At 56.3% G+C, this 25421-nt stretch carries 24 protein-coding genes and 4 pseudogenes; 17 read left to right on the top strand and 11 right to left on the bottom strand.

Features of this window, described 5'->3' with window-relative positions; genetic code table 11:
- The first annotated feature begins 562 nt into the window (after nt 1-562).
- Nucleotides 563-781 carry a hypothetical protein gene (locus ACFVTJ_RS25095; protein WP_386911227.1) on the top strand — a complete coding sequence of 73 codons (219 nt, stop codon included), beginning with the start codon at nt 563-565 and terminating at the stop codon, nt 779-781.
- A gap of 46 nt (nt 782-827) precedes the next feature.
- The gene (locus ACFVTJ_RS25090; protein ID WP_386911226.1) at nt 828-1232 is read left to right on the top strand and encodes a hypothetical protein; all 405 of its coding nucleotides are present in this window, start codon (nt 828-830) and stop codon (nt 1230-1232) included.
- Between the two features lie 122 nt (nt 1233-1354).
- On the opposite strand, the gene ACFVTJ_RS25085 is transcribed toward ACFVTJ_RS25090, so the two are convergent.
- The 5 genes from ACFVTJ_RS25085 to ACFVTJ_RS25065 all read right to left on the bottom strand — a co-directional run bounded on the left by ACFVTJ_RS25085 (nt 1355) and on the right by ACFVTJ_RS25065 (nt 3670).
- Nucleotides 1355-1777, bottom strand: a complete 423-nt coding sequence (locus ACFVTJ_RS25085) for a type II toxin-antitoxin system VapC family toxin (RefSeq protein ID WP_386911225.1) — start codon at nt 1775-1777, stop codon at nt 1355-1357.
- Complete coding sequence (locus ACFVTJ_RS25080) at nt 1774-2028, bottom strand: type II toxin-antitoxin system Phd/YefM family antitoxin (RefSeq protein ID WP_111803311.1); 255 nt, start codon at nt 2026-2028, stop codon at nt 1774-1776. The genes ACFVTJ_RS25085 and ACFVTJ_RS25080 overlap by 4 nt, the downstream gene beginning before the upstream one ends.
- Before the next feature lie 224 nt (nt 2029-2252).
- Complete coding sequence (locus tag ACFVTJ_RS25075) at nt 2253-2669, bottom strand: hypothetical protein (protein WP_013760951.1); 417 nt, start codon at nt 2667-2669, stop codon at nt 2253-2255.
- The gene (locus tag ACFVTJ_RS25070) at nt 2666-2932 is read right to left on the bottom strand and encodes a type II toxin-antitoxin system prevent-host-death family antitoxin (protein ID WP_386911224.1); all 267 of its coding nucleotides are present in this window, start codon (nt 2930-2932) and stop codon (nt 2666-2668) included. Before ACFVTJ_RS25070 ends, ACFVTJ_RS25075 begins: the two co-directional genes overlap by 4 nt.
- 177 nt (nt 2933-3109) lie before the next feature.
- Nucleotides 3110-3670, bottom strand: coding sequence for a hypothetical protein (locus ACFVTJ_RS25065; RefSeq protein ID WP_386911223.1), 561 nt, complete (start codon nt 3668-3670; stop codon nt 3110-3112).
- A 343-nt stretch (nt 3671-4013) separates the two neighbouring features.
- Between ACFVTJ_RS25065 and ACFVTJ_RS25060 the strand changes: the two are divergent.
- From ACFVTJ_RS25060 to ACFVTJ_RS25020, 9 genes and pseudogenes are all read left to right on the top strand, one after another.
- Nucleotides 4014-4235 (top strand): annotated as a pseudogene (locus tag ACFVTJ_RS25060) (integrase); the annotation flags it as partial.
- Nucleotides 4236-5079: 844 nt separating this feature from the next.
- Nucleotides 5080-6957, top strand: coding sequence for a TRAP transporter large permease subunit (locus tag ACFVTJ_RS25055; protein ID WP_386911222.1), 1878 nt, complete (start codon nt 5080-5082; stop codon nt 6955-6957).
- 65 nt (nt 6958-7022) lie between these two features.
- Complete coding sequence (locus tag ACFVTJ_RS25050; protein WP_386911221.1) at nt 7023-8033, top strand: TRAP transporter substrate-binding protein; 1011 nt, start codon at nt 7023-7025, stop codon at nt 8031-8033.
- A gap of 76 nt (nt 8034-8109) precedes the next feature.
- Nucleotides 8110-8913, top strand: a complete 804-nt coding sequence (locus ACFVTJ_RS25045; RefSeq protein WP_386911220.1) for an SDR family NAD(P)-dependent oxidoreductase — start codon at nt 8110-8112, stop codon at nt 8911-8913.
- A 1-nt stretch (nt 8914) separates the two neighbouring features.
- Nucleotides 8915-9778 carry an IclR family transcriptional regulator gene (locus tag ACFVTJ_RS25040; RefSeq protein ID WP_386911219.1) on the top strand — a complete coding sequence of 288 codons (864 nt, stop codon included), beginning with the start codon at nt 8915-8917 and terminating at the stop codon, nt 9776-9778.
- Entirely contained in the window at nt 9775-10944 is a 1170-nt protein-coding gene (locus ACFVTJ_RS25035) for an acetyl-CoA acetyltransferase (RefSeq protein ID WP_003517520.1), read from the top strand. Before ACFVTJ_RS25040 ends, ACFVTJ_RS25035 begins: the two co-directional genes overlap by 4 nt.
- Entirely contained in the window at nt 10941-12581 is a 1641-nt protein-coding gene (locus ACFVTJ_RS25030; protein ID WP_386911218.1) for an acyl-CoA synthetase, read from the top strand. The genes ACFVTJ_RS25035 and ACFVTJ_RS25030 overlap by 4 nt, the downstream gene beginning before the upstream one ends.
- A 31-nt stretch (nt 12582-12612) precedes the next feature.
- Nucleotides 12613-13392 carry an SDR family NAD(P)-dependent oxidoreductase gene (locus tag ACFVTJ_RS25025; protein ID WP_080866687.1) on the top strand — a complete coding sequence of 260 codons (780 nt, stop codon included), beginning with the start codon at nt 12613-12615 and terminating at the stop codon, nt 13390-13392.
- Nucleotides 13389-14282: a PCC domain-containing protein gene (locus ACFVTJ_RS25020; RefSeq protein WP_386911217.1), complete on the top strand. Its 894-nt coding sequence runs from the start codon at nt 13389-13391 to the stop codon at nt 14280-14282. The genes ACFVTJ_RS25025 and ACFVTJ_RS25020 overlap by 4 nt, the downstream gene beginning before the upstream one ends.
- A gap of 38 nt (nt 14283-14320) precedes the next feature.
- Here the strand turns inward: ACFVTJ_RS25020 and ACFVTJ_RS25015 are convergent, their stop codons facing one another.
- Both ACFVTJ_RS25015 and ACFVTJ_RS25010 read right to left on the bottom strand, forming a co-directional pair.
- Nucleotides 14321-14728 (bottom strand): PPC domain-containing DNA-binding protein, encoded by a 408-nt coding sequence (locus ACFVTJ_RS25015; protein ID WP_035199191.1) that lies wholly within the window; start codon nt 14726-14728, stop codon nt 14321-14323.
- On the bottom strand, nt 14715-15281 hold the full coding sequence (locus ACFVTJ_RS25010) for a DUF296 domain-containing protein (RefSeq protein WP_386911216.1): 567 nt from the start codon (nt 15279-15281) through the stop codon (nt 14715-14717). Before ACFVTJ_RS25010 ends, ACFVTJ_RS25015 begins: the two co-directional genes overlap by 14 nt.
- Nucleotides 15282-15441: 160 nt before the next feature.
- Between ACFVTJ_RS25010 and ACFVTJ_RS25005 the strand changes: the two genes are divergently transcribed.
- The 3 genes and pseudogenes from ACFVTJ_RS25005 (at nt 15442) to ACFVTJ_RS24995 (ending at nt 18915) form a co-directional block, all read left to right on the top strand.
- A complete protein-coding gene (locus tag ACFVTJ_RS25005; protein ID WP_386911215.1) occupies nt 15442-15960 on the top strand; it encodes an Lrp/AsnC family transcriptional regulator in 519 nt (172 codons plus the stop codon).
- Between the two features lie 590 nt (nt 15961-16550).
- Nucleotides 16551-17465, top strand: a pseudogene (locus ACFVTJ_RS25000) (BID domain-containing protein); the annotation flags it as partial.
- An 841-nt stretch (nt 17466-18306) separates the two neighbouring features.
- The gene (locus ACFVTJ_RS24995) at nt 18307-18915 is read left to right on the top strand and encodes a hypothetical protein (protein WP_386911214.1); all 609 of its coding nucleotides are present in this window, start codon (nt 18307-18309) and stop codon (nt 18913-18915) included.
- A gap of 723 nt (nt 18916-19638) precedes the next feature.
- Here the strand turns inward: ACFVTJ_RS24995 and ACFVTJ_RS24990 are convergent.
- A complete protein-coding gene (locus ACFVTJ_RS24990) occupies nt 19639-20859 on the bottom strand; it encodes a citrate synthase family protein (protein WP_386911213.1) in 1221 nt (406 codons plus the stop codon).
- Between the two features lie 55 nt (nt 20860-20914).
- On the opposite strand from ACFVTJ_RS24990, the gene ACFVTJ_RS24985 reads away from it, so the two are divergent.
- The gene (locus ACFVTJ_RS24985; protein WP_386911212.1) at nt 20915-22015 is read left to right on the top strand and encodes a citrate synthase/methylcitrate synthase; all 1101 of its coding nucleotides are present in this window, start codon (nt 20915-20917) and stop codon (nt 22013-22015) included.
- A 933-nt stretch (nt 22016-22948) separates the two neighbouring features.
- A complete protein-coding gene (locus tag ACFVTJ_RS24980) occupies nt 22949-23533 on the top strand; it encodes a histidine phosphatase family protein (RefSeq protein WP_386911211.1) in 585 nt (194 codons plus the stop codon).
- Nucleotides 23534-23677: 144 nt separating this feature from the next.
- Here ACFVTJ_RS24980 and ACFVTJ_RS24975 read toward each other — a convergent pair whose 3' ends face one another.
- Complete coding sequence (locus ACFVTJ_RS24975; RefSeq protein ID WP_386911210.1) at nt 23678-24208, bottom strand: SMI1/KNR4 family protein; 531 nt, start codon at nt 24206-24208, stop codon at nt 23678-23680.
- An 82-nt stretch (nt 24209-24290) separates the two neighbouring features.
- The gene (locus ACFVTJ_RS24970; RefSeq protein WP_386911209.1) at nt 24291-24392 is read right to left on the bottom strand and encodes an HNH endonuclease; all 102 of its coding nucleotides are present in this window, start codon (nt 24390-24392) and stop codon (nt 24291-24293) included.
- 197 nt (nt 24393-24589) lie between these two features.
- Here ACFVTJ_RS24970 and ACFVTJ_RS24965 point away from each other — a divergent pair.
- Nucleotides 24590-24970, top strand: a pseudogene (locus tag ACFVTJ_RS24965) (transposase); the annotation flags it as partial.
- Here ACFVTJ_RS24965 and ACFVTJ_RS24960 read toward each other — a convergent pair.
- Nucleotides 24961-25170, bottom strand: a pseudogene (locus tag ACFVTJ_RS24960) (ATP-binding protein); the annotation flags it as partial. The pseudogenes ACFVTJ_RS24965 and ACFVTJ_RS24960 overlap by 10 nt on opposite strands.
- Nucleotides 25171-25421 lie beyond the last annotated feature (251 nt).

Genomic DNA, 25421 nt, shown 5'->3' with positions numbered 1-25421 from the left:
ATATCATGATATTGTTATTATAATCGATCGCCGCTAGTTTTCATCGCCTTTTCAATCCACTTCCCAATCAGATTCCTTCCCGCTTCCCTATATAAATAAATCCACCTCGCTGTAAAAAGCTATATAAAATCACATGGTTATAGCGGTCCAAAATTATCTGCGCACAAACAGGCGAGCTTTACCAATCAAATCCCCATTCCTCCCCTTAATGCGGTTGGTTTATGCTTATTTATATGTTTTGCATGCCCGGTTGAATAAATTATATGTTTTATCGACAACACCCTCCAGCCGTTGATCTGATCCTAACCAAGCCACCCACCCACCCTCGCCAAAGGGAAATCCATTCCCAGCATCAAGTATAAATATACAAATATATGTATTAATAGCAATTACGAAGGTATAATATTCCGCCCGCACGCCCTGCAGCGCGTGCTCCCCTCATGTGATCGAATGACAGGTAAATACGGACCGTTCAGCCTATCAAAAGTTGTAAAAATGATTGACTATCGCGGCTGCGTGAGGGAGCCTCTGCGCGAAAATAGGGGGAACATAACAAATCATCATGTCGCCAGAACGCTTTAATGAATGCCTGCGGGTGATCCGCTGGACGCCGATCAATATTGCCTCTGACTTGCAATGTGAACTCTCATGGATCGAGGCGCTGGAAGCCGGCAACGATACAGTTCCCGATGGCCTCGCAACATGGCTGGAAACGCTTGCGCAAGCCCATGAAGCATTACCGCCGCCATCAACCTACAGAGGAAAACGGTCGACAGTCTGATGCGGCCAACAGCTGAAAACCTTCACCAACAACCGGATTACGCAATATGAAACATGCCATCGCAATTCTCGGTCTGATCACCGTCTCCAGCCCGGCCTTCGCAGCATCGTGCGAGAAAAACTTCACAGTCTCAGGTGTGCCGATGGTCACAGCTGTCTCTTACAAATCCTTTCAGGAACTGCCGAAAGCCAAAGCACCCGCTGTCCTTCAAAAGCTCGCCCAGGCCGTCGCAGCAGAAGGTTTCTCAGGTATCCAGATCAACAAGGAACTGTCGTCAATCGATGCCCATCAGAAAACCAGCGGAAGCGGCAGGATTCAGACGCTGCGCGTTGTCGCCCGCCAGAAAGGCGCCGCTGTCCGGATCGATGCTGCTTTCAACATTCAGGCAGGACAGATCGCCGACAAGGACGTCATCCGCAAGGGTATCTGCGACATCATAAAAGGCGTGTAAGGCATGGCTTAAAGACACTCCGGTCCAGCAGCACGAGCCCTCGTGCACAGGAAACCTGCTCATGTCCGCTGCTACTGAACTGGCGGCGGCAGAAGGATGTGCACGAGTGTATTCCCAAAAAATCAGCCCTGCCACGGATCGACAACGATAGCGCCGGTACCGTCGAAATCCCGTACGTTGCGCGTAACAACGGTCAGGTTGTGAACAAGCGCCGTCGAGGCGATCAAGGCATCGGCCCCGTTGCGACGGTCCGGGATATGCAGATGGGCGCAACGTGTTACTACGGCATCATCGATGGGAAGAATACGGCCCTCGAATTCAGGACGGACACGGTCATCCATCCATTTCCGCAAGAGAGCTCCCTGGGAACCATCACGGCGCTGAAGGCTCAATATGCCGCGTTCAATCTCAAGGATCGTGATCGCAGAAATAAACAGATCACTCGAATCCTGCGCGCTGACCCACCGAGTGACGTTTGCATCTGCCTTGCCGTCTCCAGCCTTGCGCAGCTCGGAAACAACATCCGTGTCGAGCAGGTACTTCAAGACAGATCAATCTCGCGGGTAACAATTTCCGCTCTTGGGATATCAAGGTCAGTCTTCGACAGTCCGGGCATTGACAGTGCGTCGACGAGGTTGCGGCGCCTTCCGGTGAGGCGCTCGAACTCGCTGTACGTCATCAACACATGAGAAGGCTTGCCACGATCGGTGATGATCACAGGTCCCGCCTGAGCGGCTTTCTTTGCCTTGCTGACATCGTGATTGACCTCACGGCTGGAAAAACTTGTCATACTCATACGAAGCCCCTATGTAGGTACATGCCTACATATAGCCCGCATTCGGCCTGACTGCAACACTCACATGACCCGGACATCAGGCGCGTCGCGGTATTGGTCTGCGTTGCTATCCCGTTGACCGTCACCATCTTATTGGCGGTAGTGCACCGGATTTCGCTTCTGCACGGGACCGCGGTTCAAATGGCAATCCCACCAGGCCCGTAGCGCGAACATCGCCCGGTTATTTATCGGGCGCGGTAAACCTCGCTGGATGACCGACGACGCGCAATAAACTCCCGAAGAACGGGGAGAAAAAAAGCTTTGCTGAACCGCCCCACAGGAGGCTCCGGCTCCAGATAGAAAGAATGTCCGATAATATCGCTGTTATACTCATCCAAAATGATCCAGAGCCGCATATCTGCATCAAGACCGGCCCGGCGCTTTTCAATCGCTGGGATCTCAATAGAAAAACGATCAGTTTCCGGCTGCTTTGTCGTGATGGGAAAGAACAGAACCATGTCGCCGTCCGCACGGGCGAGCCTCACGCCAACAACAACGGGTCGACCCTTCCGACCTTCGGTTTCACCGAGCGAAGCCTCCCGGCTCCACAGATAAGGGTAGCGGATTACGACTGCAGTCTCGATGTCATCGAAACCGCTCACCGAACCATCTCTTCCGTTTCCGCATAAGCCTCGACTGCCGCCTCGAACTCGTCAAACAAAGCGTCAGACATATTATCGATAGTGCCTACCGCGCGCAGATCAGACTGCCGCATCAAACGTTCATAATCCTCAATATTAAGAAGGACCAGACGAGGCTTGTTGCGCTGGGTGATCGTCACCGGATGGCGAAGTGCCTCGGCGATGATATCACCGGACTTCCTGGAAAGATCACTCGTCGTATAAGAATTACCTGAGCTTGCCATCGATCATACTCCCGTCTTGCGTCGCAACGATAGCACAGCGACATAGATAAATCCATAAAATACAACAATGCTGTAAATGCTGTTATGCGCGTTAATGACATATCACCGCATTCATTGCATCTTAGCCTGCGGGATTCTCCAAAAAAGGAGCGAAGTACGGCATCAATTGATAGGGGACTATTCAGGTCGACGTCTCAACGGCACGCGCTTCCAGATTGGATGCCGGGCAGGTTTTACGCTTGATCTGTCGGAGTTGGAAGGCAGTTTCGCGGTTGTAACTTGTGTTCGCAAAAGAGCATCTTGGTGTCGCTGGTGGAGAACATACCAGCACAGACTACCAACTATTGTCATCACAATCCCGAATCCAACGCCATATCGATACATCTCCACGTCGCCTTCGTGCTGAAGAACCACGAGTTCAGGCTGCATGTCGTTCATTGCATCTTGCATTTTTCGGGTGGCCAGTAAGATTAGTTCCATCTGCAACTGGTTAGTTTGCGCAATTTTCACCTGAAGGTTATCGGTTGGTTGAGATTGCAATGCCTGTATGTCAGCGACTTTTGATTGGATTGAGGCGTCCTGCAGCGCTTGTGTTTGTAATCTCTTCGCCTGCTCCAATACGGCAACATCTCGACGTTTCGTCGCCTCTGAAAGCGACCAGCTACTGAACGCAATTAGCGCCACGCCGAGGAACGTCACAAATTTGTAGAGATTGTCGGTAGGTGCGTTCGGTATCATTTATTCTGGTCTTTCTTGGGCGTCTTCGGTTGCCATGAGTTGTCAACGGCGATGCATAGAGAGGTATGCTGGCAGCAGTTGCTAAAGCGTTGCACGGACGCGCTATTTGTATGCTGCAAGCAGCGCATCGAACGGCACCGGCTTAGAGAAAAGGTTTCGGCATCAGGTGACCATGAGAGTGGGACATGAATAGACCCACTAAAAGGGGTCCAATAACTTGAGTAATGAGTTTATTGTTCCACTAAAGGGATCAATAAACGCATTTTACCGTTCACACCAATTTTCTACGCCGCATGAAATCAGGCGGCCACACTCGACCTGTGGGATGACGCAGAAGGTTATAGGGATTGACCTGCTCTCGCTTGCCATCCATCTCGGCCGCACCAAGACCACTTCGGACGAGCAGGATGATGTCGTTTATCTGACCGGTCGGCCGGTCGAGGCGCTAAACGACTGGATGGTGGCGGCGAAAATCGAAAACGAGAGCATATTTCGGGGGATCGGGCGTTGGGGTACTGTGTCGAAGCGGGCGCTCGATCCGCAGAAGGCCTCAACAACCTTGAGGCTTTGCCGGTAAAGGGCGCGACAATCGTCGTCGGCGCGCCTGCACAGAGGCGGAACGGGTGGTCCGGCCCGGATTCTGGCTCTGGTCTGAACGCAGCATGGCGGGGCGCCGCCGGATGCAGCAACCGCTTACCTGCCGCATCGGATCAATCCGCTCTGCATCCGCTGCGGTCGCGAAGAAAAGGCGAGGCGACGCGTCGCCCCGCGCTTGCCAGGAAGAATTCCAAGCGGTGACGTCGCGAAGAACATATTTTCTTGCCGCATAACGTTAGGTCAAGAAACCACCGCGAGGGAAGGTTTCGATAGATAATCGACGCCTGTATTGCCGTTTAGGGAGCGCTCAGCCGCACCACCGGCATTTTTCCTTTTGCGACCAGTGGTCGTCACGTCGCAGCTCTTCCCACCCCGCCAGTTAATGCCAGGCAGACATGTTTTCCGGCTCTCTGTAACGCGACGCAGGCGTCCCGGATGTCTGGCGACCTGCTCTAATAGGTAGGCACGATTTGCAATGACTGGCCTTTGAACGAGGTGCCGCGCTGCAAGGCGATCATGAGGAATGAGGGCTCATATCAAGTATGATCCACTATATGGACCTCTTAGATGCACAAATTAGCTGCATAAATCCGTCTATTTACTGTTGATTTCATGAATTTTCCTGTGTATCCCAAATACATGATTTTGTAACGGTCCATATTGTGGAGGCAATATCCCGATACATTCAGACCTTTGGAGGGGTCTGGCCTGTCTGGCAACAACAGCTGTGCTGATGTCGCGGTCGTGACACGGACGTTCTGTTTTGCAGACATGTTCATTGCGAAGGTTGTTCCGTGGGAGAGGAGGCCCCGATGACCATGACCGCAAACGCGAATGACGACGTATTTGTACTCGATGGCGAACTGTTGCACACCGGACAGGTAACGGGCTCCTGGTTCATGCGCCCTATCGAGGCCGTGGCGGCGGTGCTGCTGGCGGTGATGATCGGCCTGCTTCTGCTGGGCGTGACGTCACGTTATGCCCTGCATCTACCGATTGTCTGGATCGATGAAACGGCGTCCTTGTGCTTTCTGTGGTTTGCCATGCTGGGCGCGGCAATCGCGATCGATCGCAGTGAACACCTGCGCCTCACGCTGTTTCTTAACATGTTCCCGCAACGTGTTCTGGGCTATATCAATTCCCTGGCACTGTTGCTGGTGGCGACATTTCTTGCGGCAATCATCAAGCCCGCCATGGAATACGCCATCGAGGAGTGGGTGGTCACGTCAGCGGCGCTGAATATTCCGATGTCGTTTCGCGCTGCGGCGTTGCCGGTCGGCGCCTGTCTCATGCTGCTTTTGGTGCTTAACAATCTCTTTCGACGAGAAAATCTGCGCGATATCATTGCGGCCCTTGGAACGGTCGCGGTTGCCTCCGGCCTGCTCTATCTGGCATCGCCGATGCTGGAATCCCTCGGCAATTTTAATCTGGCGATCTTCCTCGGCCTGTTCGTTGCGGTATTTCTGGTGCTGGGTGTTCCGATTGCCTTCTGCTTCGGCCTTGGAACCCTCGCCTATCTGACCTTCACCACCTGGGTTCCGACCATTGTGATGATCGGACGCATGGATGAGGGCATGTCCGGCATCATTCTGTTGTCAGTGCCAGTCTTCGTGCTGCTGGGCTGCGTGCTCGATGCTACCGGCATGGGCAAGGCGATTGTCGAGCTTCTGTCCTCTATGTTTGGCCACATTCGCGCGGGCATGTCCTATGTTCTGCTCGGTTCTCTGTTTCTTGTCTCCGGCATTTCCGGCTCCAAGGTTTCTGATATGGCAACCGTCGCACCGGCGCTGTTTCCGGAAATGAAGCGCCGTGGCCACAAACCCAAGGAAATGATCGCGCTTCTGGCCACCGGCGCCGCCATGGCCGATACGGTTCCGCCCTCAATCGTGCTGATCGTTCTGGGTTCCGCGGCAGGTGTGTCTATTGCCGGCCTCTTCACCTCCGGTTTCATGATTGCAATGGTACTGCTTCTGGTGCTGGCCGTTCTGGCCCGCTGGAAGGCGCGGGATGAAAACATGGAAGGCGCAAAGCGCACGCCATGGCCGCAGGTCGGCAAGGCAGCCCTGATTGCCGCACCGGCGCTCGTTCTGCCCTTCCTCATCCGCAGCCTGGTGGGCGGCGGTGTCGCCACGGCAACCGAAGTATCCACTATTGCCGTGCTCTATGCCATGATCGTCGGCGCAGTGCTTTATGGCGGCATCAGCCTCAGGAAGCTATATTCGATGCTGGTCGAGACGGCAGCCCTTTCAGGGGCGATCCTGCTGATCCTCGGCTGTGCATCGGCCATGGCCTGGGGGCTGACGCAGAGCGGCTTTGCTTTCCAGCTGACCGCGATGATTACCGATCTTCCGGGCGGCTGGATGACCTACATGGTCGTGTCGATCCTGATTTTCATGATCCTGGGCTGCGTATTGGAAGGACTGCCAGCAATCGTTCTGCTCGCGCCGATCATGTTCCCCATCGCCCGCACGCTTGGCATCAACGACATCCATTATTCCATGGTCGTGGTGGTCGCCATGAATATCGGCCTGATGGCGCCGCCCATCGGTATCGGCTTTTACATCGCCTGCAAGATCGGCAACGTGTCGCCGGACGAAGCCATGGGGGCCATCTGGCCCTATCTCGCAGCCATGATCATCGGCCTGCTGCTGATTGCAGCAATCCCCGGATTTTCGACCATTCTGCTCTGAGACCGTGGCGGGTCCGCCCGCCACGCCGATGAATGATACCTGCTTTATTTTGGGAGGAGAAAGCAATGAATATCAACAGACGTACCATACTCGCCGGCGCCGGTTCCGCCGTCCTGGCCACCGCCTTCGTGTCGCGCGCCCGCGCTGCCCAATACAATTATAAATATGCCAATAATCTGCCTGCGGCGCACCCGATGAACATTCGCGCCAAGGAGGCCGCCGAGCGTATCGCCAAAGAGACCGATGGGCACGTCAATATCAGCATCTTCCCCAGCAGCCAGCTGGGTGCCGACACAGACGTATTGAGCCAGGTGCGCTCTGGAGGCGTTGAATTCTTCACGCTTTCGCCGCTGATCCTGTCGACGCTCGTACCGAACGCCTCCATCAGCGGCATCGGTTTCGCCTTCCCGAACTACCAGTCCGTATGGGCGGCCATGGATGGCGATCTCGGTAAATATGTCCGTGGCGAAATTGCCAAGCAGAATCTCGTTGCCATGGACACCATCTGGGATAACGGCTTCCGCCAGATCACCAGCGCTTCCAAGCCCATCGCCACGCCGGCCGATCTCGAAAGCTTCAAGATCCGCGTGCCAGTGAGCCCGCTCTGGACTTCTATGTTCAAGGCGTTCAAGTCTGCCCCTGCCTCGATCAATTTCGCCGAGGTCTATACTGCACTGCAGACCGGTGTGGTCGATGGCCAGGAAAATCCGCTGGCGATCATTTCCACCGCAAAGCTGTTCGAAGTGCAGAAATTCTGCTCGATCACCAATCATATGTGGGACGGGTTCTGGTTCCTAGCCAACAAGCGCGCCTGGGAGCGTTTGCCGGATGACCTGCGCGCCATCGTCGCCAAAAACCTCAACCAGTCGGGCAAGGATGAACGCGCCGATGTGGCGAAGCTCAATGCCTCGGTCAAGGAAGATTTGATTTCCAAGGGCATGACCTTCAACGACACGGATGCGACACTTTTCCGCGCCGCGCTGAAAGAGGCAGGCTTCTATTCCGAGTGGAAAGGCAAATACGGCGATGAAGCCTGGGCCATTCTTGAAAAGGCCGTTGGTGCAAGCCTGACCTGACCGGCCTGTTGAATAACTGGCCCCGCCAGTAGCGGGGCCAACCCGAGTATGTCTTACGATTGGAATGGAGACTGCTTTGACAGGTCGCCTGACGGGAAAACGCGCGCTTGTGTTTGGCGCAGGATCATCGGGGCCGGGTTTTGGCAACGGCAAGGCTGCGGCCGTGCAATTTGCCCGCGAAGGCGCGCGCGTAGCCTGTGTCGATCTATCCGCTGACGCAGCCGAAGAGACGACTGAGATCATTCGCGGCGAAGGCTTGGAGGCTATTGCAATTGCCGCCGATGTCAATGAACTACAGTCTGTATCGGCCACCGTTGCCCGCACCTGCGAGGCCTTTGGTGGCATCGATATTCTGCACAATAATGTCGGCGTGACCCATATGGGCGGGCCGGTTGAGCTGGACGAGGAAAGCTTTCGCGCCTCCGTCGATCTCAATATCGGCTCCGTTTATCGCACCTCCAAGGCTGTGTTGCCGGTGATGTTGGCGCAGGGCGGCGGAGCCATTGTCAATATCTCGTCGCTCGCCTCAATTCGCTGGACCGGCTATCCCTATTTTGCCTATTACGCCATGAAGGCAGCCGTAAATCAGGCGACTGTGGCGCTGGCCATGCAATATGCCCGGCAGGGCATTCGCGCCAATTGCATTCTTCCGGGAATGATCGACACTCCACTGATCTACAAGCAGATCAGCAATCAATATGCGTCTGTCGAGGAGATGGTGGCGGCGCGAAATGCGGCTGTCCCGGTGGGTCGCATGGGTGATGCCTTCGATATTGCCCGCGCCGCCGTTTTTCTCGCATCTGATGAGGCTAAGTTCATCACCGGCGTCTGTTTGCCGGTCGATGGCGGGCAAAGCTGTGCGGTGGGGGCGTTTTCCTGAGATGGCAACAACAACAACGATCCCGGTTGAAAAAGATCTGACGGGCGCGCGCGCGGTGGACCGGGCTCTGGCGCTGCTCTCAATGGTCGGGAGGCACGCGGAACGCGGCGTGGCGCTTTCGGTCATCGTGACAGAAAGCGGACTGAACAAGCCGACGGCCCGCCGCCTGCTGCTGGCTCTGATCCGTGCCGGCCTTGTGGAGCAGGATGAGGAAACGCGGCGTTATTACCTCGGCGAAGAAACCTATGTGCTGGGCAGCCTGTCATCGCGCCGGTTTGGCCTTCTTCAAATGGCGCAGGACGGCCTGACGCGCATTTCCCGCCGCTCGGAGGATTCGAGCTTCCTTTCCGTGCGCCGCGATACATTTGCCCTGTGCCTTTACCGCGAAGAAGGCACCTGGCCGGTTCGCACCCATGCGCTTCAGGCAGGTTTCGAACACCCCTTGGGTATTGGCGCGGGTTCGCTCGCCATGCTGGCGGCGCTGCCAGACGCCGAGGTGGAAAGTATCATTGCGGCCAATAGCGGGCTGATTGCCGCTAATTATCCCGGCATTACGCTTGAGGGCCTGCGCCGTGATGTCGAGTTGACAAGAGCCAATGGCTATTCGCTCAACCCCGGCCTGATCCTTTCTAATTCCTGGGGTATTGGCGTTGCCATCCGCGCGCCTGATGGCGCTGTGGCGGGAGCACTGAGCATTGCCGCTGTGGACAGCCGCATGCGGCCGGAGCGCCAGCCGGAACTGGCAGCGCTGCTGCGCGAGGAAGTAGCCCGCATCGAGACACGCATCGCAGAAATGATGGCCAGCCGCGCCCGCACGCGCGGTGAAGGCGACACGAAACGGCAAACGAGGAGAACGAGCAAATGAGCAAAGCGCAGATCGTCGGCTGGGCGCATTCGCCTTTCGGCAAGTCGGCCCTTGAAAATACCGAGCAACTGATGGCTTCGGTCGTGGCGCCGGCCATAGACCATGCGGGCGTCGATGTCAGTGATATCGACGGCATTTTCGTCGGCGTGATGAACAATGGCTTCTCGAAGCAAGATTTTCAGGGCGCCCTGGTAGCGATGGGCGATGAGCGCCTCGCCTATACGCCCGCAGTGCGTTTCGAAAATGCCTGCTCAACAGGATCGGCCGCCCTCTACAGCGCCATGGATTTCATCGAAGCCGGCCGCGGCCGCATCGCACTCGTTGTCGGCGCCGAAAAAATGACGGCGCTGCCGACCGCAGAGGTGGGCGAAATCCTGCTCTCCGCCTGTTACCGTGCGGAGGAGGCCAATATTCCCGGCGGGTTTGCTGGTCAGTTCGGCCGCATCGCACAGGCATATTTTCAGCGTTATGGCGACCGCTCGGAAGAGCTGGCGATGATTGCCGCAAAGAACCACGCCAATGGCGCGGTCAATCCCTATGCACATATGCGGAAGGATTTCGGCTTCGATTTCTGCAATACGGTTTCGGACAAGAACCCCTATGTCGCAGGCCCGCTGCGCCGCACTGACTGCTCGCTAATTTCTGATGGCGCTGCCGCGATCATTTTGGCCGACGAAGAAACGGCAGCCACACTCAACCGCGCCATCGGTTTCCGGGGCCGTAAGCATGTCAACGACATCATGGCATTGAGCCGTCGCGATCCGTTGGCCTTCGAAGGCGCGCGCCGCGCCTGGGCCGGCTCGCTGGAACTTGCCGGCGCAACGCTCGACGACCTCTCTTTCGTTGAAACGCACGACTGCTTCACCATTGCCGAACTTATCGAATATGAGGCCATGGGGCTTGCGAAGCCCGGCGAAGGATATCGCGTTGTCCAGGATGGAACGGCGCTGAAGACCGGACGCCTGCCAATCAACCCATCGGGTGGATTGAAGTCGAAAGGTCATCCCGTCGGGGCGACCGGCGTTTCCATGCATGTCATGGCGGCGATGCAATTGATGGGCGAGGCAGGCGACATGCAAATTCCCAATGCCTCCCTGGCTGGCGTGTTCAACATGGGTGGCACGGCGGTTGCCAATTACGTCTCGATCATGGAGCGTGTGAAATGACGATGCAAAGTGCCGTGCAGCATCCCGCGGGCGGGGTTGCGCCGTCCACCACGCGGGTGATGAACCTCTCGCATTTCCTGACGCAGGCGGCACGCCGCAACCCGGACCATATCGGTTTCGTCTGGGGTGAAAAGACTTGGAGCTGGGCTCAAATGGAAGCCCGCGTCGACGCAATGGCCCATGCGCTGGAGACTGAATTCGGCGTCAGAAAGGGGGACCGCATTCTGGTGCAGTCCTCCAACAACAACCAGATGTTCGAATCCATGTTCGCATGCTTCCGCGTGGGTGCGGTGTGGGTGCCGACCAATTACCGTCAATCGCCCGATGAAGTTGCCTATCTGGCGAAGGCCAGCGGCGCACGCGGCATGATTTGCGCCAGTGCTTTTCCCGATCATGCTAAAGCCAGCCATGAGGCAAGCACTATCGATTTCAGCATCGCCATCGGCACGGCAGAGTTCGGTGAGGATTACGATGCCATCGTGGCCCGTCATATGGGGCACAAAGTCAAAAGCCAGGCAGTGGATCGGGATGACCCGTGTTGGTTCTTCTTCACCTCAGGCACGACCGGCCGGCCCAAGGCTGCAGTGCTTACCCATGGCCAGATGGCGTTCGTCATCACCAACCATCTCTGCGATCTGATGCCCGGCACCGGACCGGACGACGCCTCCATCGTCGTTGCCCCGCTTTCACACGGTGCGGGCATTCACCAGCTGGTGCAGGTGGCGCATGGCGCGAAAACAGTGCTTCCGGCGGCGGAAAAACTCGATGTGCCCGCCATCTGGGCGCTGATCGAAAAATGGCATATCACCAACGCCTTCACTGTACCGACCATCCTTAAAATGCTCGTTGAAGACTCCTCTGTGGATCGTTTCGATCACTCCTCGCTGCGCTATGTCATCTATGCCGGCGCGCCGATGTATCGCGCGGACCAGATACGGGCGCTTGCAAAGCTCGGCCCGGTGCTAGTGCAATATTTCGGCCTGGGTGAAGTCACCGGGAACATCACCGTGCTGCCGCCTTCTTTTCATAACACCGAGGACGGTCCGGAAACGCGCATCGGCACCTGCGGCTTCGACCGCACCGGCATGGAAGTGCAGATCCAGAACGATGCGGGCGAGGAAGTTGACGCCGGTGAAACCGGCGAAATCTGCGTGATTGGTCCCGCCGTTTTCGCCGGCTACTACGAAAATCCCGAGGCCAATGCCAAAGCCTTCCGCAATGGCTGGTTCCGCACGGGCGACCTTGGTCATCGCGATGAGAACGGCTTCCTCTACATCACCGGGCGCGCCTCCGACATGTATATTTCCGGCGGCTCTAACATCTATCCGCGTGAAATCGAGGAAAAAATCCTCATGCATCCTGACATCAGCGAGACTGCGGTTCTGGGTGTGCCGGACGCGGTGTGGGGCGAGGTCGGTGTGGCCGTTTGCGTGGCCCGCGAGGGCGCGGATATCGCCGCCATCGATCTGAAGGCCTATCTGGAAGGCAAGATGGCCCGCTACAAGCTGCCGAAATCAGTGGTGTTCTGGGATGCCATGCCGAAATCCGCTTACGGCAAGATCACCAAGAAAATGATCCGCGAGGAACTGGAGAAACGCGGTCAGATGCCGGCTTTCGAAGAAAAGCGGACAGGCTGACAGGCGTGACATTCAATCGGGAGGAGACGGCATGACACAAGAGAAGACAGGGACAAAAGGGGCCGTCGCGATCACCGGCGGTGCATCCGGCATCGGTTTCTCCACTGCGCAGCTCCTGATGGCGCGCGGCTGGCAGCCATGGTTGCTGGATCTCAAGCGCGAGGCGCTGGATATAGCCTGCGAAAAGCTCGGTATCGATCTCTCGCGCGGCATCGTCTGCAATGTTGCGGACGAGGCATCGATAGAGAGGGCATTCGCCGCCCTGACGGCTAACGGTGCCGATCATGCGGTTGATCTGGTCGCCGTCGTCAACAGCGCCGGCATCGGTATCGACAAGCTGTCCGTCGACACAAGCGTCGAAGAATTTCGCCGTATCGTTGATGTCAATCTCGTCGGCAGCTTCGCGGTAGCGCGCACTGCCGCACGTTACTGGCTGGAGCGCGATATTGCCGGCTCGATCGTGAATATCAGTTCTGTTTCCGGCATGTGTGGAAATCGTGGCCGCAGTGCCTATGGCGCTTCGAAGGGCGGTGTCAATCTTCTGACGATGGTAATGGCAAACGAGCTGGGGCAATCAGGCATTCGTGTCAACGCAATTGCTCCCGGTCCGGTCGATACTCCCCTCACCCAGGCGGTTCATACGGAAAATGTTCGCGACCAATGGCATAGCCGCGTTCCGATGCATCGCTATGGCAGGACGGACGAGATCGCCTCTGCCGTGGCTTTCCTCGTGTCGGATGACGCAAGCTACATCAACGGACAGGTACTCGCCGTGGATGGGGGCTTCATTACCGCGGGGCTTGCGGTATGACGGAGACAGGCACGCAAGAGCTTCCCCGCCACATCGTCCATCCCGGACTGATAACGCCTGAACGCTTTCGCGCCGTCGGCTGCCATGCCTATCCTGTTACTCTGACGGTCCGGTCCGGCGTAAGCGCCAATGAAGCGATTGCCGATGCCTTTGCAGAGTTGGGGTTCGAAGGTGGTTACGTCAGACTGAAGAACGTACCGATGAAACGGTTGCGTTATGTCATGCCGGCAGCCGCACCGGATGACGCACATGCCGCATGGTATAGCGAAACCTTTTCCATGCCGGGTGGCACAATCATCGATGCCGGCCTGCATATGGGCCGGCGAGATAGCGCGCCGTTTCTGCATTGCCATGGGTCATGGAAGAGTGCCGACGGCGTTGTCTCCATGGGGCATATGCTGCCTTTCGAGACCGAATTTGCTGTAGAAACACCGCTTGAAGCTCTGGCGCTGGATGGAGCGATCCTCGATGTGCAAAAGGATGAGGAAACCAATTTCCCCCTTTTTACACCCATCGGGCAGCAGCGGCGCCAGAGGGGTTCGGGTCTTCGGGCACTTTTATGCACAGTGCGCCCCAATACCGATATATGCACGGCACTCGAAGAGGTCTCTACCCAGTTTGGTCTGCGAGAAGCCGAAGTCAATGGAATTGGCAGCCTGGTCGGTGCGGATTATGAAGACGGAATAAGCCTCAACGCCTACGCGAGCGAAATCCTCATAAACAAGGGCCGTATCAGCACGGCCGCGTCGGGAGACCGACAAGCAATGCTGTATATAGCGATGGTGGACCTCACCAGACATATCAGCGGCGGGCGGCTGGTGCGCGGCAAGAACCCGGTCTGCGTTACCTTCGAGCTACTTCTGACCGAAAGACAGGGGCGCGCCGCATGAGTTGCCCTGCGCAACTCACCGGCCCGCCTGACGACAACTCACGCCGCCTGCGGCTTTTCCGCAGGCAACCACTCTTCCAGCGTCACTTCAAAAGTCATGCAAACCGGGTTAGCTCCGGCGATGAAGGGACCGCCATAAACCGAGCCTTCGGTATCGGCGACGACACCGGTCAGCGAGGCGCGCAGCGAGCCGTCCGGCTGGGCACGCACTTCGCCGGCAATGGAGACGATTTCCACGGCGGGACCGCGTATTTGCAAGAACGCGCCGTTGCGGGTGCCGAGGCAGGCATCGACCAGACTGCCCAGCGCGCCGCGCACAAAGGCATTTCTGAAACCTTCGGCAAGACACAGTTTTTCGACACCGAGAACAAGGTCTTCATTGGGTGCGATGCGGGCATAGGCCACACGCCCCATGGATCCGATTTCGACAGTGTTATGCGTGTTCATCGGCGCGCTCCGTACGGTTCCTGGGTTGAAGAAGGGAAATGTTGGTTTCGGGGTCGAAGGACTGCTGCAGCACGAAACTGTCGAGTGACGTCACCAGGGCGGAAACGCCGCTCTCGCCAACAAAACAGGATTCAGTTAGCAGATGGCCGCCCTTGACCACACCTGCCGCGGTGCGCATGGCGGCATGGCAATGGACGATCGGCTCGCCCGTCATGCTGCGCCCGAGCGTAGCATTGCCGAAGACAAGCCAGGCCGCACCGCCGTCGATGGGTTTCGTATAGGCAATGACCGCCTTGCCGGAAGGGTCGGGCGGGGCGACGCAATAGGACAATATGTCGAAATAGCCGCCGAGAATGGTGAGCGAGGCATTCTCAATGCCGGTTTCAAAAAGCGGCTGCACGATTCCATCGTAAAGACTGCGGCCCGCCGCAATGAACAGCCGCACGTGGCGCGCGGATGGCGAGTGGAGGCTGTTGATGCGAACCGGCGAGGAAATGCCGGGATGGATCAACGTTCTTGGCCTTGGAAAATGATGTTGTTCTACGGGTGCCACGCCTGCTCCTCCCTGCTGCCTGTACCTTGCAGTACGGTACTTAAAAATCAGCGGAAGGTGCTTTCGAATGCCAGCGCCAAACCGCCCGTCCGAAAACATTTCTTTCGCATTCTGCCGCAGTGACGGCAGATTTTTGCAACGTATTTTGTGGAGACTGGGGATGACAAAACCGCTGGACAGAATTGACCGCAAGATATTGCGCACCCTGCTGGAGAACGGCAGGTTGAGCAATGCGGAGCTTTCGGAAAAGGTGGGGTTGTCGCCCAGTCCCTGCTGGCAGCGTGTCAAGCGGCTGGAAGACGAAGGGGTCATTCGCGGCTATACCGCCATTCTCGATCAGGCCAAGCTTGGACTGACCGAAACTGTTATCATCGAGGTGATGCTGGAGCGCCACGACGACGAGGTTCTGGAACGCTTCGGAGAGGCGATGGCCGCTCTTCCGGAGGTGCTGGAAGCCTATCTGACGACAGGCGAATATGATTATCTCATCAAGGTGACGGTGGCAGGAACCGCAGGCTACGAGCAGTTTCTGCGCCGTAAGCTCTACAAGATCGAGGGTGTACGCCACTCCCGATCCTGTTTCGCACTTAAATGTCTCAAACACACATTATCAGTCGTACCCGACCCCGAACCTTCATCAATGGAGGCGACTGGCACCGGCCGCGTACCGGCAAGATAGCGGCAGCGGATTGCTGGTAAAAAGGTAATAGTCGCGTTTGCGACCCCATTCGTTCCTCAGCCAGCCAAGCGGCATCCACGACCAGCCCTTCAGGAAGGTCTCTCTCAAGTTGGTTTAACAGTGAGATAAATTGCTCAGCCATACTGAGCATATTCCATCATATTCAAACCACACGTACCTAGCGCCCGTGTCAGGAGGGAGCAACTTTTCCCCGGAACAAAGAAACCTCTCCTTAGAAGGCAGCTTCTCACTCGGTGCCAGCAACGCTCTGTATACCGCACCGGAAACTGGCGGCGGGCTGAGGGTGCGCGGCGGCGTGAGACTTCGCGGTTGTATTCCCTCAGCACCTCAAGTGATCAGCGGCAGCCCATAATGTGAGGGAGTTCAACCAAATTGCCTCGACTCAAGCGATTCTAGCCAAATACGTCCGCATTATTTCACAGCGTGTTGGAGCATTCGCGGGCGGGTCCACGGTCATACGTGCCAGTGCTGAACTAGTTTATGCAGGTCCGGACGCGGCGTATTCAAGGGCTTCATCTATCCGCTTCCCGCTACGCCATAGAGAGCCCAAGGGCCGCGCATACAATGGCAATCCGTTCGCCCGAAATATCAATGACGGACAGCGCGACGGTCGGACAGAGGACAATAAGGGGTATCGCCGCATTCGGTGGTCTGACCTCATGTCGCAAGGCGGCGCCCTCCCTGCCCCCACAGAAGATGTCAGCCAGCAATCGTCGCTGGAAACGGGCAAGCCCACTCCGCTGGTACCAGCGATCACCCGACACCAACGCAGCATCGAACAGTTGGCGCAGCAACGGGCGTTGTCCGTTATCGAGCAGCAATTCGATACGGTGGAATCTCTCCTGTGGCGTGCGTTCCGTGATCCAGAGGAAGTCGCTGCAAGACTGCGCACTGCGATGACCGAGAAGGACGGCAATGTAAAAACCATGGCAAGAGCCATGGCCGAGCAACCCGAGAGGTTTGGGGAGTTGCGCGGCAAGTCAGGTCTGTTCGGAAACAACAAGGAGCGGAAAGAAGCGATGCAATATGCAAGATCTCTCTCTGCTCATATTGGCTATGTCTCCGAGGCATGGGAGCGACGGCTTGGCGAGGAACGTCAAAGCGAACAGTGGCAGCGCGAACAGCGTGACGTGATCGAGGTGCCCGGCCTCTCATCGCGTAGCGCCGGAATCCTTGCCAAGGTGGAGAAAGCGCCGGTCGAGAGACGAAGCAAGTTCATCGAAGAGCTGCGATCGTCACCTGAGGGCCAGACCGCGCTTGATGAGGCCAAGCTGGTGGTCGATGCGCTCACGCGGCGGTTCCGAAGCTCCGATCCTCGCAGGTTCGCCGAAGAACTCGAGGCACGTCCGGAGCTCGCAAAACAGGCCGAGCAGATTCAGATGACCGCACGAATGGTGCATCGGACACGCCATGCCGAGCTTAGCCATGACCCTACGCTGAGACAGCAGATTGCACGGTCGCAGTGGCTGGGTTTGAGCCGATAACAGGTGCCGACGACAGCGGCGTTAAATAGCGGTCATCCTTGAAAGTGCGCCACGCTTTCAAGTTTCCTCGGCGTCGCGATAGACCTGACCGGGCGCGACTGGAGAGAGCACTCCGTTTCTTTTGTATTTGCGTGTCGGGGCGCAGAACAGCTCAACGTAATCTAAGATTTTCTGGCGGGCTTTGTAGCGTGAACGGTGGACACTGCTGCGTGTCAGCTCTCGCATCAGTAGGTTGACGACGCTCTCCGCCCCGTGAGGTCGAGGGCAAAAAGTTTCATGAGGTTGAATTGGTCCACCGGCGCAAGTGGGAACCGGAGCTTGTTCTGGCAGGTGGTGACAAAACTGTAGAGGTTGAGACTTCTCGGAATGCGCCCCCCTGGCAGCAGATAAGGCAGCGGACCGAGGAGGCGAAGCCTCACTGGCAGATCCTGCGGCAAGGCCGTTGCACCGCCGTGAGGAGCTGGGGCAAAAGCGCGAAGCTGAGCGCAATTGAGACGAGCAGGAAGTTAAGATGAACCGAAGAAGCCTGCTTCACATAAGCCATGAGAAGAATTAGCGGAGAAGTTGAGGCGTTATAGCGGTATATGATTCCGGCGGCATTTGCGGTGGCCCTACTTTTCCTCGTGGTGTTCATGGTAGGCGCAGCGCTCGATATCGCTTGGGTCCACCTACAGCAATGATATCAGGTCATCGCCAGCCACAGGCCATTCTAATTGGCGAATAAAGCCGAGTTAGCTTGTCTTTTTCATTTGGAACGCGCGGGAGCTCTCAATTGCAGACGGAAGACCCTATTTCCTACAGCTTCACTACGCAAGTCGTGATGCATCGTGTGGGATCCACAATGATCACAACCGCCTACCTCATCGACGCCAAAGGCCTTTGGGTGACGCGAGCGGGATCCGCCCGTCTCATCCCGTGGACCTCTATTCGGTTCCTGCACGTTCACGTAACGAGTGGGGTCGGCACCACCGGGTTTCCAGTCTACAGCGCGCGTTTGCGGATGCTCTTCGCATGGAGGGACATATCCTCGCTGCATTGGCAGGGAGAGACACTTACCGATCAATCAGCCGATTACGTTCGCTTCATGGAAGAACTTATTCCTTTTGCAATCGCCCGTAACCCGCGTATTCGGCTCCGATACGGCGGCGACCCTATGCTGGAGGCGGCGATCCCTGGCGTATTCTTTCTCGTCTCTCTGCCATTCTTGTTCATACCGTTTTTGATCATTAAACCGCTCGGTGCTCTTGTTTCTGGCTTTAAATTTTTTGGGTTGAACAAATTCGGTTCCAGGCCCGCAGTTGCTGCAATCATCGCGGGGCTTGGCGTGGTGCTCAACATGCTTCCCTGGTCCACGGGCAAACACTTCAAGGCCGATGATCTGCCCACCGCAGAACTTCCGCCGAAATATCGACAACACCAGCAGATCGGATTATCCGAGCGACGCCGATGACACAGCTCCACGAGACCGGCCTCCCGGCGGAGGTTGCCCCTGAAATCGCCTCGTGAGACGCCCAGTTTAGCATTGCAGCTACTTACAGTTTTAAGCAGCCCACGTTAGTCTTCCATTCATGCTAATCGGCAAATAGGGATTACGTAGTGACCGAAGATTCAGTCATCTTGTTAGAGAGAAAGTTCATCAAGGCATCTGTTGTCACGTATTTCACGGCATTTATTGTCGGAATTCTGATATCTGCGCTTCTCTGGTCTCGTGTTGATCACCTTAATGCAGCAGAATTCTGGATTTTTTGGCCCTTAAATTTACGCTACATTAGCCAAATAACAGCACATTTTGGCAGCATCGACGGCTGGAATGGATTTTTATTCTCTAATTACGTCATCAGTTCAATAATGATTATACGGATAATCTATCTTTTTTCAGTAGAACTCGCCAAGCCTCACGATAGCTTTACGTGGGGAATTACTAAAGTTCACCTCATGGTTATACCTTTCGCACTGATAGCTTTATTCCTCCCCTTCCGAGAAGGGCCACGATCCTACGGAATGACATTTTACGATGGTCCAGTTGGCAGCTCCCTAAAGAGCAATTTTCTCGTTGCGATTTTTTATTTCAGCATCACAGACCCGGTCGTGAAGTTCGTAAGCTGGCTGAAGTTCTCCTTTTATCCACGAAGTAATTAGATGGATTTTCCGTAGCTCTGCCCAAGATCGTGGGCTATTGCCCCATATAACGGGCCCGCGGTCTGATCAGCTTGTCATCCAGCTTCTGCTCCAGTGCATGGGCGACCCACCCGACAGTTCGTGCGACGGCAAAAAGTGCGAGCGCCGAACCGCGAGGCAGCTTCAGGCTTCGCCGGAGGCTGACGAGCGCCACATCGCAGGTAGGCAGTTGCCCGGCAGTATCGTTCATCATTTGCAGAAGCTCGTCGCGTTGGGCATCCGGCGGGAGATAGGGCAGCAGGCCAGTCGCTCGTGGGTCACCGTCCGGATAGAGCGGATGATAAAAACCGGGAATGGCTTCACCCCGACGCAGGCGTTCGTCGATGACCCGCTCGACATCCCCATATCGCTCCAGCTCGTCGAATAAAAGTTCAACAAGGCTCGTCATGCCGCCATGCAGGGGCCCGCTCAGCGCGGAAAGCCCCGCGTTCAGACACGCCCCCAGTGATGCCCCCGTCGAAGCGACGACGCGAACCGCAAATGCCGACGTATTGAGCTCGTGATCGGCCTGCAGCACCAGCGCCCGACGAATGAGATCAGCACCTGCCGCGTCCGTCTGCCATGCGTCCGCTAAGAACAGGTGAACCGCCTGCGTCTTCGGTTGGCTTGAGATGCAGGCACCGGCGATACCCCGCAACATGGCTGCGGCCCCAGGCCAAAGACGTCGGTTGTCACGCCGCCAGGCGGTCACCCGGCCCGCTTCTAAAAGAGGGAGAAGAGCCTGGCACCGCTCTGTCAGTGGCAGGTTTCTGGCAAAGCCTAGTATCGGTTGTGGCCACGGCGTTGGGACAGCTTTGATATCATCGAATGGATCAGCTTCGCCGCAGTCCCATAGCAGCCGGGCAACATCCTCAAGGCTCGCCGTCTGCGAAAGAGCAAGAGCGTCCTGACCGCGATATCGTAACTGGCCCTCCGCAATTTCGGTAACGCCGGACTCGAGCACGGGCAACCCCCAGTCAAGCGCAGCCGCAGCCACCTGCCGGGGACGCCTCCCAACGTTTTTTCTCTTCTTCAGCGCTTCGATGTCGTGTGCGCTGTAGAGCCTACGGCGCGGATCGTCGGCTGCGTCGCTCGTGTGGATGAATCCACGGCTTACATAGGCGTAGAGCGTTGCGCGGCTGATGCCCAATTCGGCCGCAGCGCGATCGGCGGTCATGAACTTGTCGGAGTGCCGCATGATGATCTCGTATTGATTATATGAATCAAGATTGATCATATATGTGCACCGCAGCATCCTCAAGCATGTTTCACGTTGAATGAGGAGATTGACCATGCCTGCCACCCCCGCTCTTGTCGGCAAAAACCCGGCTCCCGGCCTTGATGATGTCGTTGCCGCCGAAACTATGCTCAGTCATGTAGACGGCCAGGCGGGCGAGCTTGTCATTCGGGGCCATCATCTGGCGGAGCTGGCTGATTGGACTTTCGAACAGGTGCTGGAACTTCTGTGGTCCGGGCAGACGGCGACGAAACTCACAGCCGAAGACATTCGTTCGCAACTGGGTAAGGCGCGGCTGCGCACATCCGAACTGATGCCGCTTCTACTTCCGGGCCTGTCCGCCCTCACCTCTGTCGAGACCTTGCGCCTTCTGCTGTCATCGTTGCCGGATGATGAAACTACCCCGCATCATTTAGTGGCTGTCGCAGCCGTGCCGGTCTTTGCCACGGCCATCATCCGCAACAGGCAGGGGCTTGCACCGATGGCACCCGACGCGTCACTTACCCATTCTGCGGATTTCCTGCGAATGCTGTCCGGCACGATGCCTTCTACGGAGAAAGTGCGTGCCCTTGATACTTATCTGACCACCGTTGCCGATCACGGACTGAACGCTTCCACTTTCACTGCCCGGGTGATCGCATCGACCGAGGCCGGGCTGTTTTCATCGGTTGTCGGTGCGCTTTGCGCCTTGAAGGGTCCACTTCACGGTGGTGCACCGGGCCCGGTGCTGGATATGCTTGACGCCATTGGCACCGAGGCAGAAATCGAAACCTGGCTGCTGGATACGCTGGGGCGCGGAGAACGTCTTATGGGATTCGGCCACCGGATCTACCGCGTGCGTGACCCGCGCGCCGACGTGCTGAAACACGCCGTTTCCACCCTGAAGGAGGGCTCTGACCGGATCGCGTTTGCGGGTAAAGTCGAGGAAACGGCACTCGCACTTCTCAAGGAAAAGAAGCCTCTACGTCCTCTGCAGACCAATGTAGAATTCTATACCGCTCTCGTGCTGGAAGCGGTGGGTTTTCCGCGCGACAGCTTCACCAATGTCTTTGCGGCCGGGCGTATGGCGGGCTGGACCTCTCATGTGTTGGAACAGGAACGCACCGGGCGCCTCATTCGCCCACAATCCCGCTATGTCGGTCCGCAGCCAAGGTGAGATTTCGCGCGGCAGTGGAAAACAAAAAAACACCACTTGCCTGCGATTGATCGGGAAAGTGATTACGTCTCACAAGCCCTAAATAATAAGCAATCGTAATTGTGGCGATAGTCGGCGGCCCGCTTTAACCCAACTGCCGGCCTCAAGACCACTTTGCAGTTGTACGGTCAGAACCATCGACCCTGTTATTTTTCATAAGCTAATACGCTGAGATTGGTCAGCGGCGGAAGTGCCGTGTCTTCCGCCGAACGGCCGATATGACGCCGTGAGAGAACTTTCCCATGTTGGGTACTGAACTGATGGGGTTGTCTAATCGCAGCTGAATGCGTCGTCCACATTGAAGGCTCGTGCTGCGTAGCTTCATCATACGGCGGTTGATGCCGACCGCGAAGCCAACCGTGCACCCTGCAGCGATCCTCCGTCAAATTCAATCTTGACGCTCCAGCTACGATTAGACGACCCCATCAGTTCACCCCCTCGCCGTGAGACGACGATATGTCCCAGCCTGACATAGTCCTCAATCGTCCGGCCAGGCTTCAGCTCCTAGTCGAGACGACACTGCCCGAATTGGACAGGTTGACGTGTTTATTCAGCTCTTCACCCAACGGACCGCAGATGAGAAAAGTCGTTGGTTTGGCAGGGGAAGAGTTCCGAATATTCAAATTGGCCTTGCCCGCCAGATAAAGCCGACCTTGTGACATACTGCGCCAAATTGAACATTCCTGTCTTAGACATTTTGACCGACGACCAGACAAGATAGCCTGCAGCTCTTTGTATCCGGATGGGGGCTTAGGGCCGAATAGAGCCATGACCTCAAGTCTCAGAAACGCCAAGAGCAGTCATAGGCTTCCCGAAAAGGGCGAATGCTATTGCTCGTTAGTTGGAACCTGATTACCAAACCCACCTTGGCCTAGACCTAAGTGAGAGGGATGGATGATATACTTGGTGCGACATGGGCAAACAGAGTTCAACGCCGCCGGACGATGGCAGGGCCAATGCGACTCAGCATTGACAGCCCTTGGCCTCGCTCAAGCTTCCCAAGTCGGGGAAATTTTGAGGAGCAACGGGTTGGATCAGAATACTAGGATCGTAACTAGCCCGCTCGGACGAGCAATTCAAACGGCAACGATTATCGCCGCAACTTTGGGGGTTCACGTCCCCCTAACCACCGATGATCGTCTTAAAGAGGTCGGGATGGGGTCATGGGATGGGCTCACTGACAACGAGATCGAAGCGCAGTGGCCGCATGCAAGAGATGGTCTTGGTCGCAATGAATGGTTCTTTCACTCATTTGATGGTGAGCGCTACGACGAAATTGTCGCCCGCGTGCGTGCGTTGTTGAGCGACCTCTCGGACGACATCCATGCTCCCACCGTTGTTGTCTGTCACGGAGTAACGAGCCGAATAATGCGGGGCATCCACAGCAGTCTTTCCAAGAATGAAATGCTAAATTTAGAAGTTCCTCAAAACGCTGCATTCCGGCTATTACCGGCGGGTATGATGGAACGTCTAAATTGATACAGCGGCAAGATGAACCCGAATGGCGGGTTTGGGCTAAAACCGATCATTCGCGGTCGTAGAAATCGTCCGACTGTTGCGCTTGATGGGCGACGGGTAAAACGGGAACAAAGGTTGCCCGCCATTTTTCGTTTATACCGAGCATCATATCTCATTGGCTTTTTTTAGATTGTAGAAAAACTCATAAAGAGACGGCGCTGCCAAACCCAAGCCGCGCGCGTTATTTCCCGTGCCGAAAGGGTCGGAAGCCTGCTCCCACAACCATACTCGATTGTCGGTTCTGTCCTTCCCATTCATCAGCAAATATGAGTTTCCGCCGTCAGCCGTACCAAAGAATATCATCGGCAAAGTGAACTGCTCTGGCCAGGCGGGGCTAGCTATGAACATATCGTGTCTGTTATAGAACCGCTTCTTGCCGGAGACGAGGACCTGCACTTCATGCGCAGAGCGCGTCCCATCATCATATGTCACAACGAAGTTGGCGTATATGTCGGGTTGTTCGAACCCGTTCCAGCCATAGTTGATCAGAACCTCGGCGAGTTGCTCCGGCACTGACAGCGAGGTGTAATCCTCAAATTCACGAATGTCTTGAGCAGACCAGAGAGAGTCTTCCTCAAAGGACCAATCGCCCGTTTCCTGCATTTTGGCGATTGATTCACCTAAAGTAACGCTCATGACCTACTCCTCAATATGCAGGGCCTTTTACTGCCGAAGCGCCGCCGGTATGCGCACCGCCGCTCGACTTCACGGTATGGATTCAATCATCGACAAGCTGCATCGTTGATGTGTCCTCGTTATGATGCCACGTGTAACCGTCCTCCATCTTGGAAGCGTTCCAACTGCAATACCACTCTTTCATCGCCGTACTTGCTTGCCGCCCTCGCCGAAACCGACATAACCGGGCAGCGAACCGAGAAGCAGCGAAACCATATGCTTCAGCTCTTGAAAGGATCCGAACCCTCGACCCAGTTATTGAAGATAGCTAAGGCGCTGAGAGGTGGCTCGGGAAATCTGCTCAGCTGGGATAAGTGGAATTTCTGCCTGACTTCGGCTTAGATGCCGGGAACAGGAGATACCATGACGAGACGACCGCGCCGGAACCACAGCCCGGCTTTCAAGGCAAAAGTGGCCCTCTCCGCGATCCGAGGTGAAAAAACGCTGGTGGAATTGTCCCAGCAGTTCGACGTGCACGCCAACCAGATCAAGCAGTGGAAAGACCAGCTGCTTGAGGGGGCGACCGGCGTTTTCGGCGATGAAGCGAAACCTGAACCGGCGGGTCCGACCGTCGATGTGAAAACGCTTCACGCCAAGATCGGCGAACTGACCTTGGAGAGCGATTTTTTGTCCGGTGCGCTCGGCAAGGCGAGATTGCTGGGCGGAAAGAAATGATCGACCGCGAGCACAAGCTGTCGGTCGCGAGGCAGGCTAGCCTGGACGCCGAGAGCGGTCGCGACGTGTGTTTTGCCTGTGCCCGGCCCGCCGACGAGGACAATGTTCTGCGCTCCGTCCATGAACTCGCATCGATGCAGTTGGCGCACCGTCGCCTCGTTGATCTCGCTGGCGGCGAAGTCGTAGCCGGAGATGTCCTTGTAGGCAGCAAAGCGCGCTGCTTTCATATGATATCTTCGCGGGCGAACGGAATGATTTTAAATCCTCATGATTTTTTGGCGAGCACGTCGAGAAGCGGGAAGGTGGAGACAATCAGCAACCCTAGGGCAGTCATCCAAGACCACGAATATACGGGCGAGAACCCCTCCAGGATGAAGGTAATGATAGGAAGCGCGGCCATGGTAACTGAATAGCCCCTAGATTTGTAGACGCCTTCTTTCCTAATTTTGAGGCAGGAAGAGTATCATGAGCAAATCGAATTTCAGCGAAGATTTTAAGC

The sequence above is a fragment of the Agrobacterium sp. NPDC058088 genome (genome assembly GCF_042885035.1).
Taxonomy (GTDB): Bacteria; Pseudomonadota; Alphaproteobacteria; order Rhizobiales; family Rhizobiaceae; genus Agrobacterium.
The sequence above is the reverse complement of the archived record's forward strand: the minus strand, read 5'-3'. Positions and strand labels throughout refer to the sequence as shown.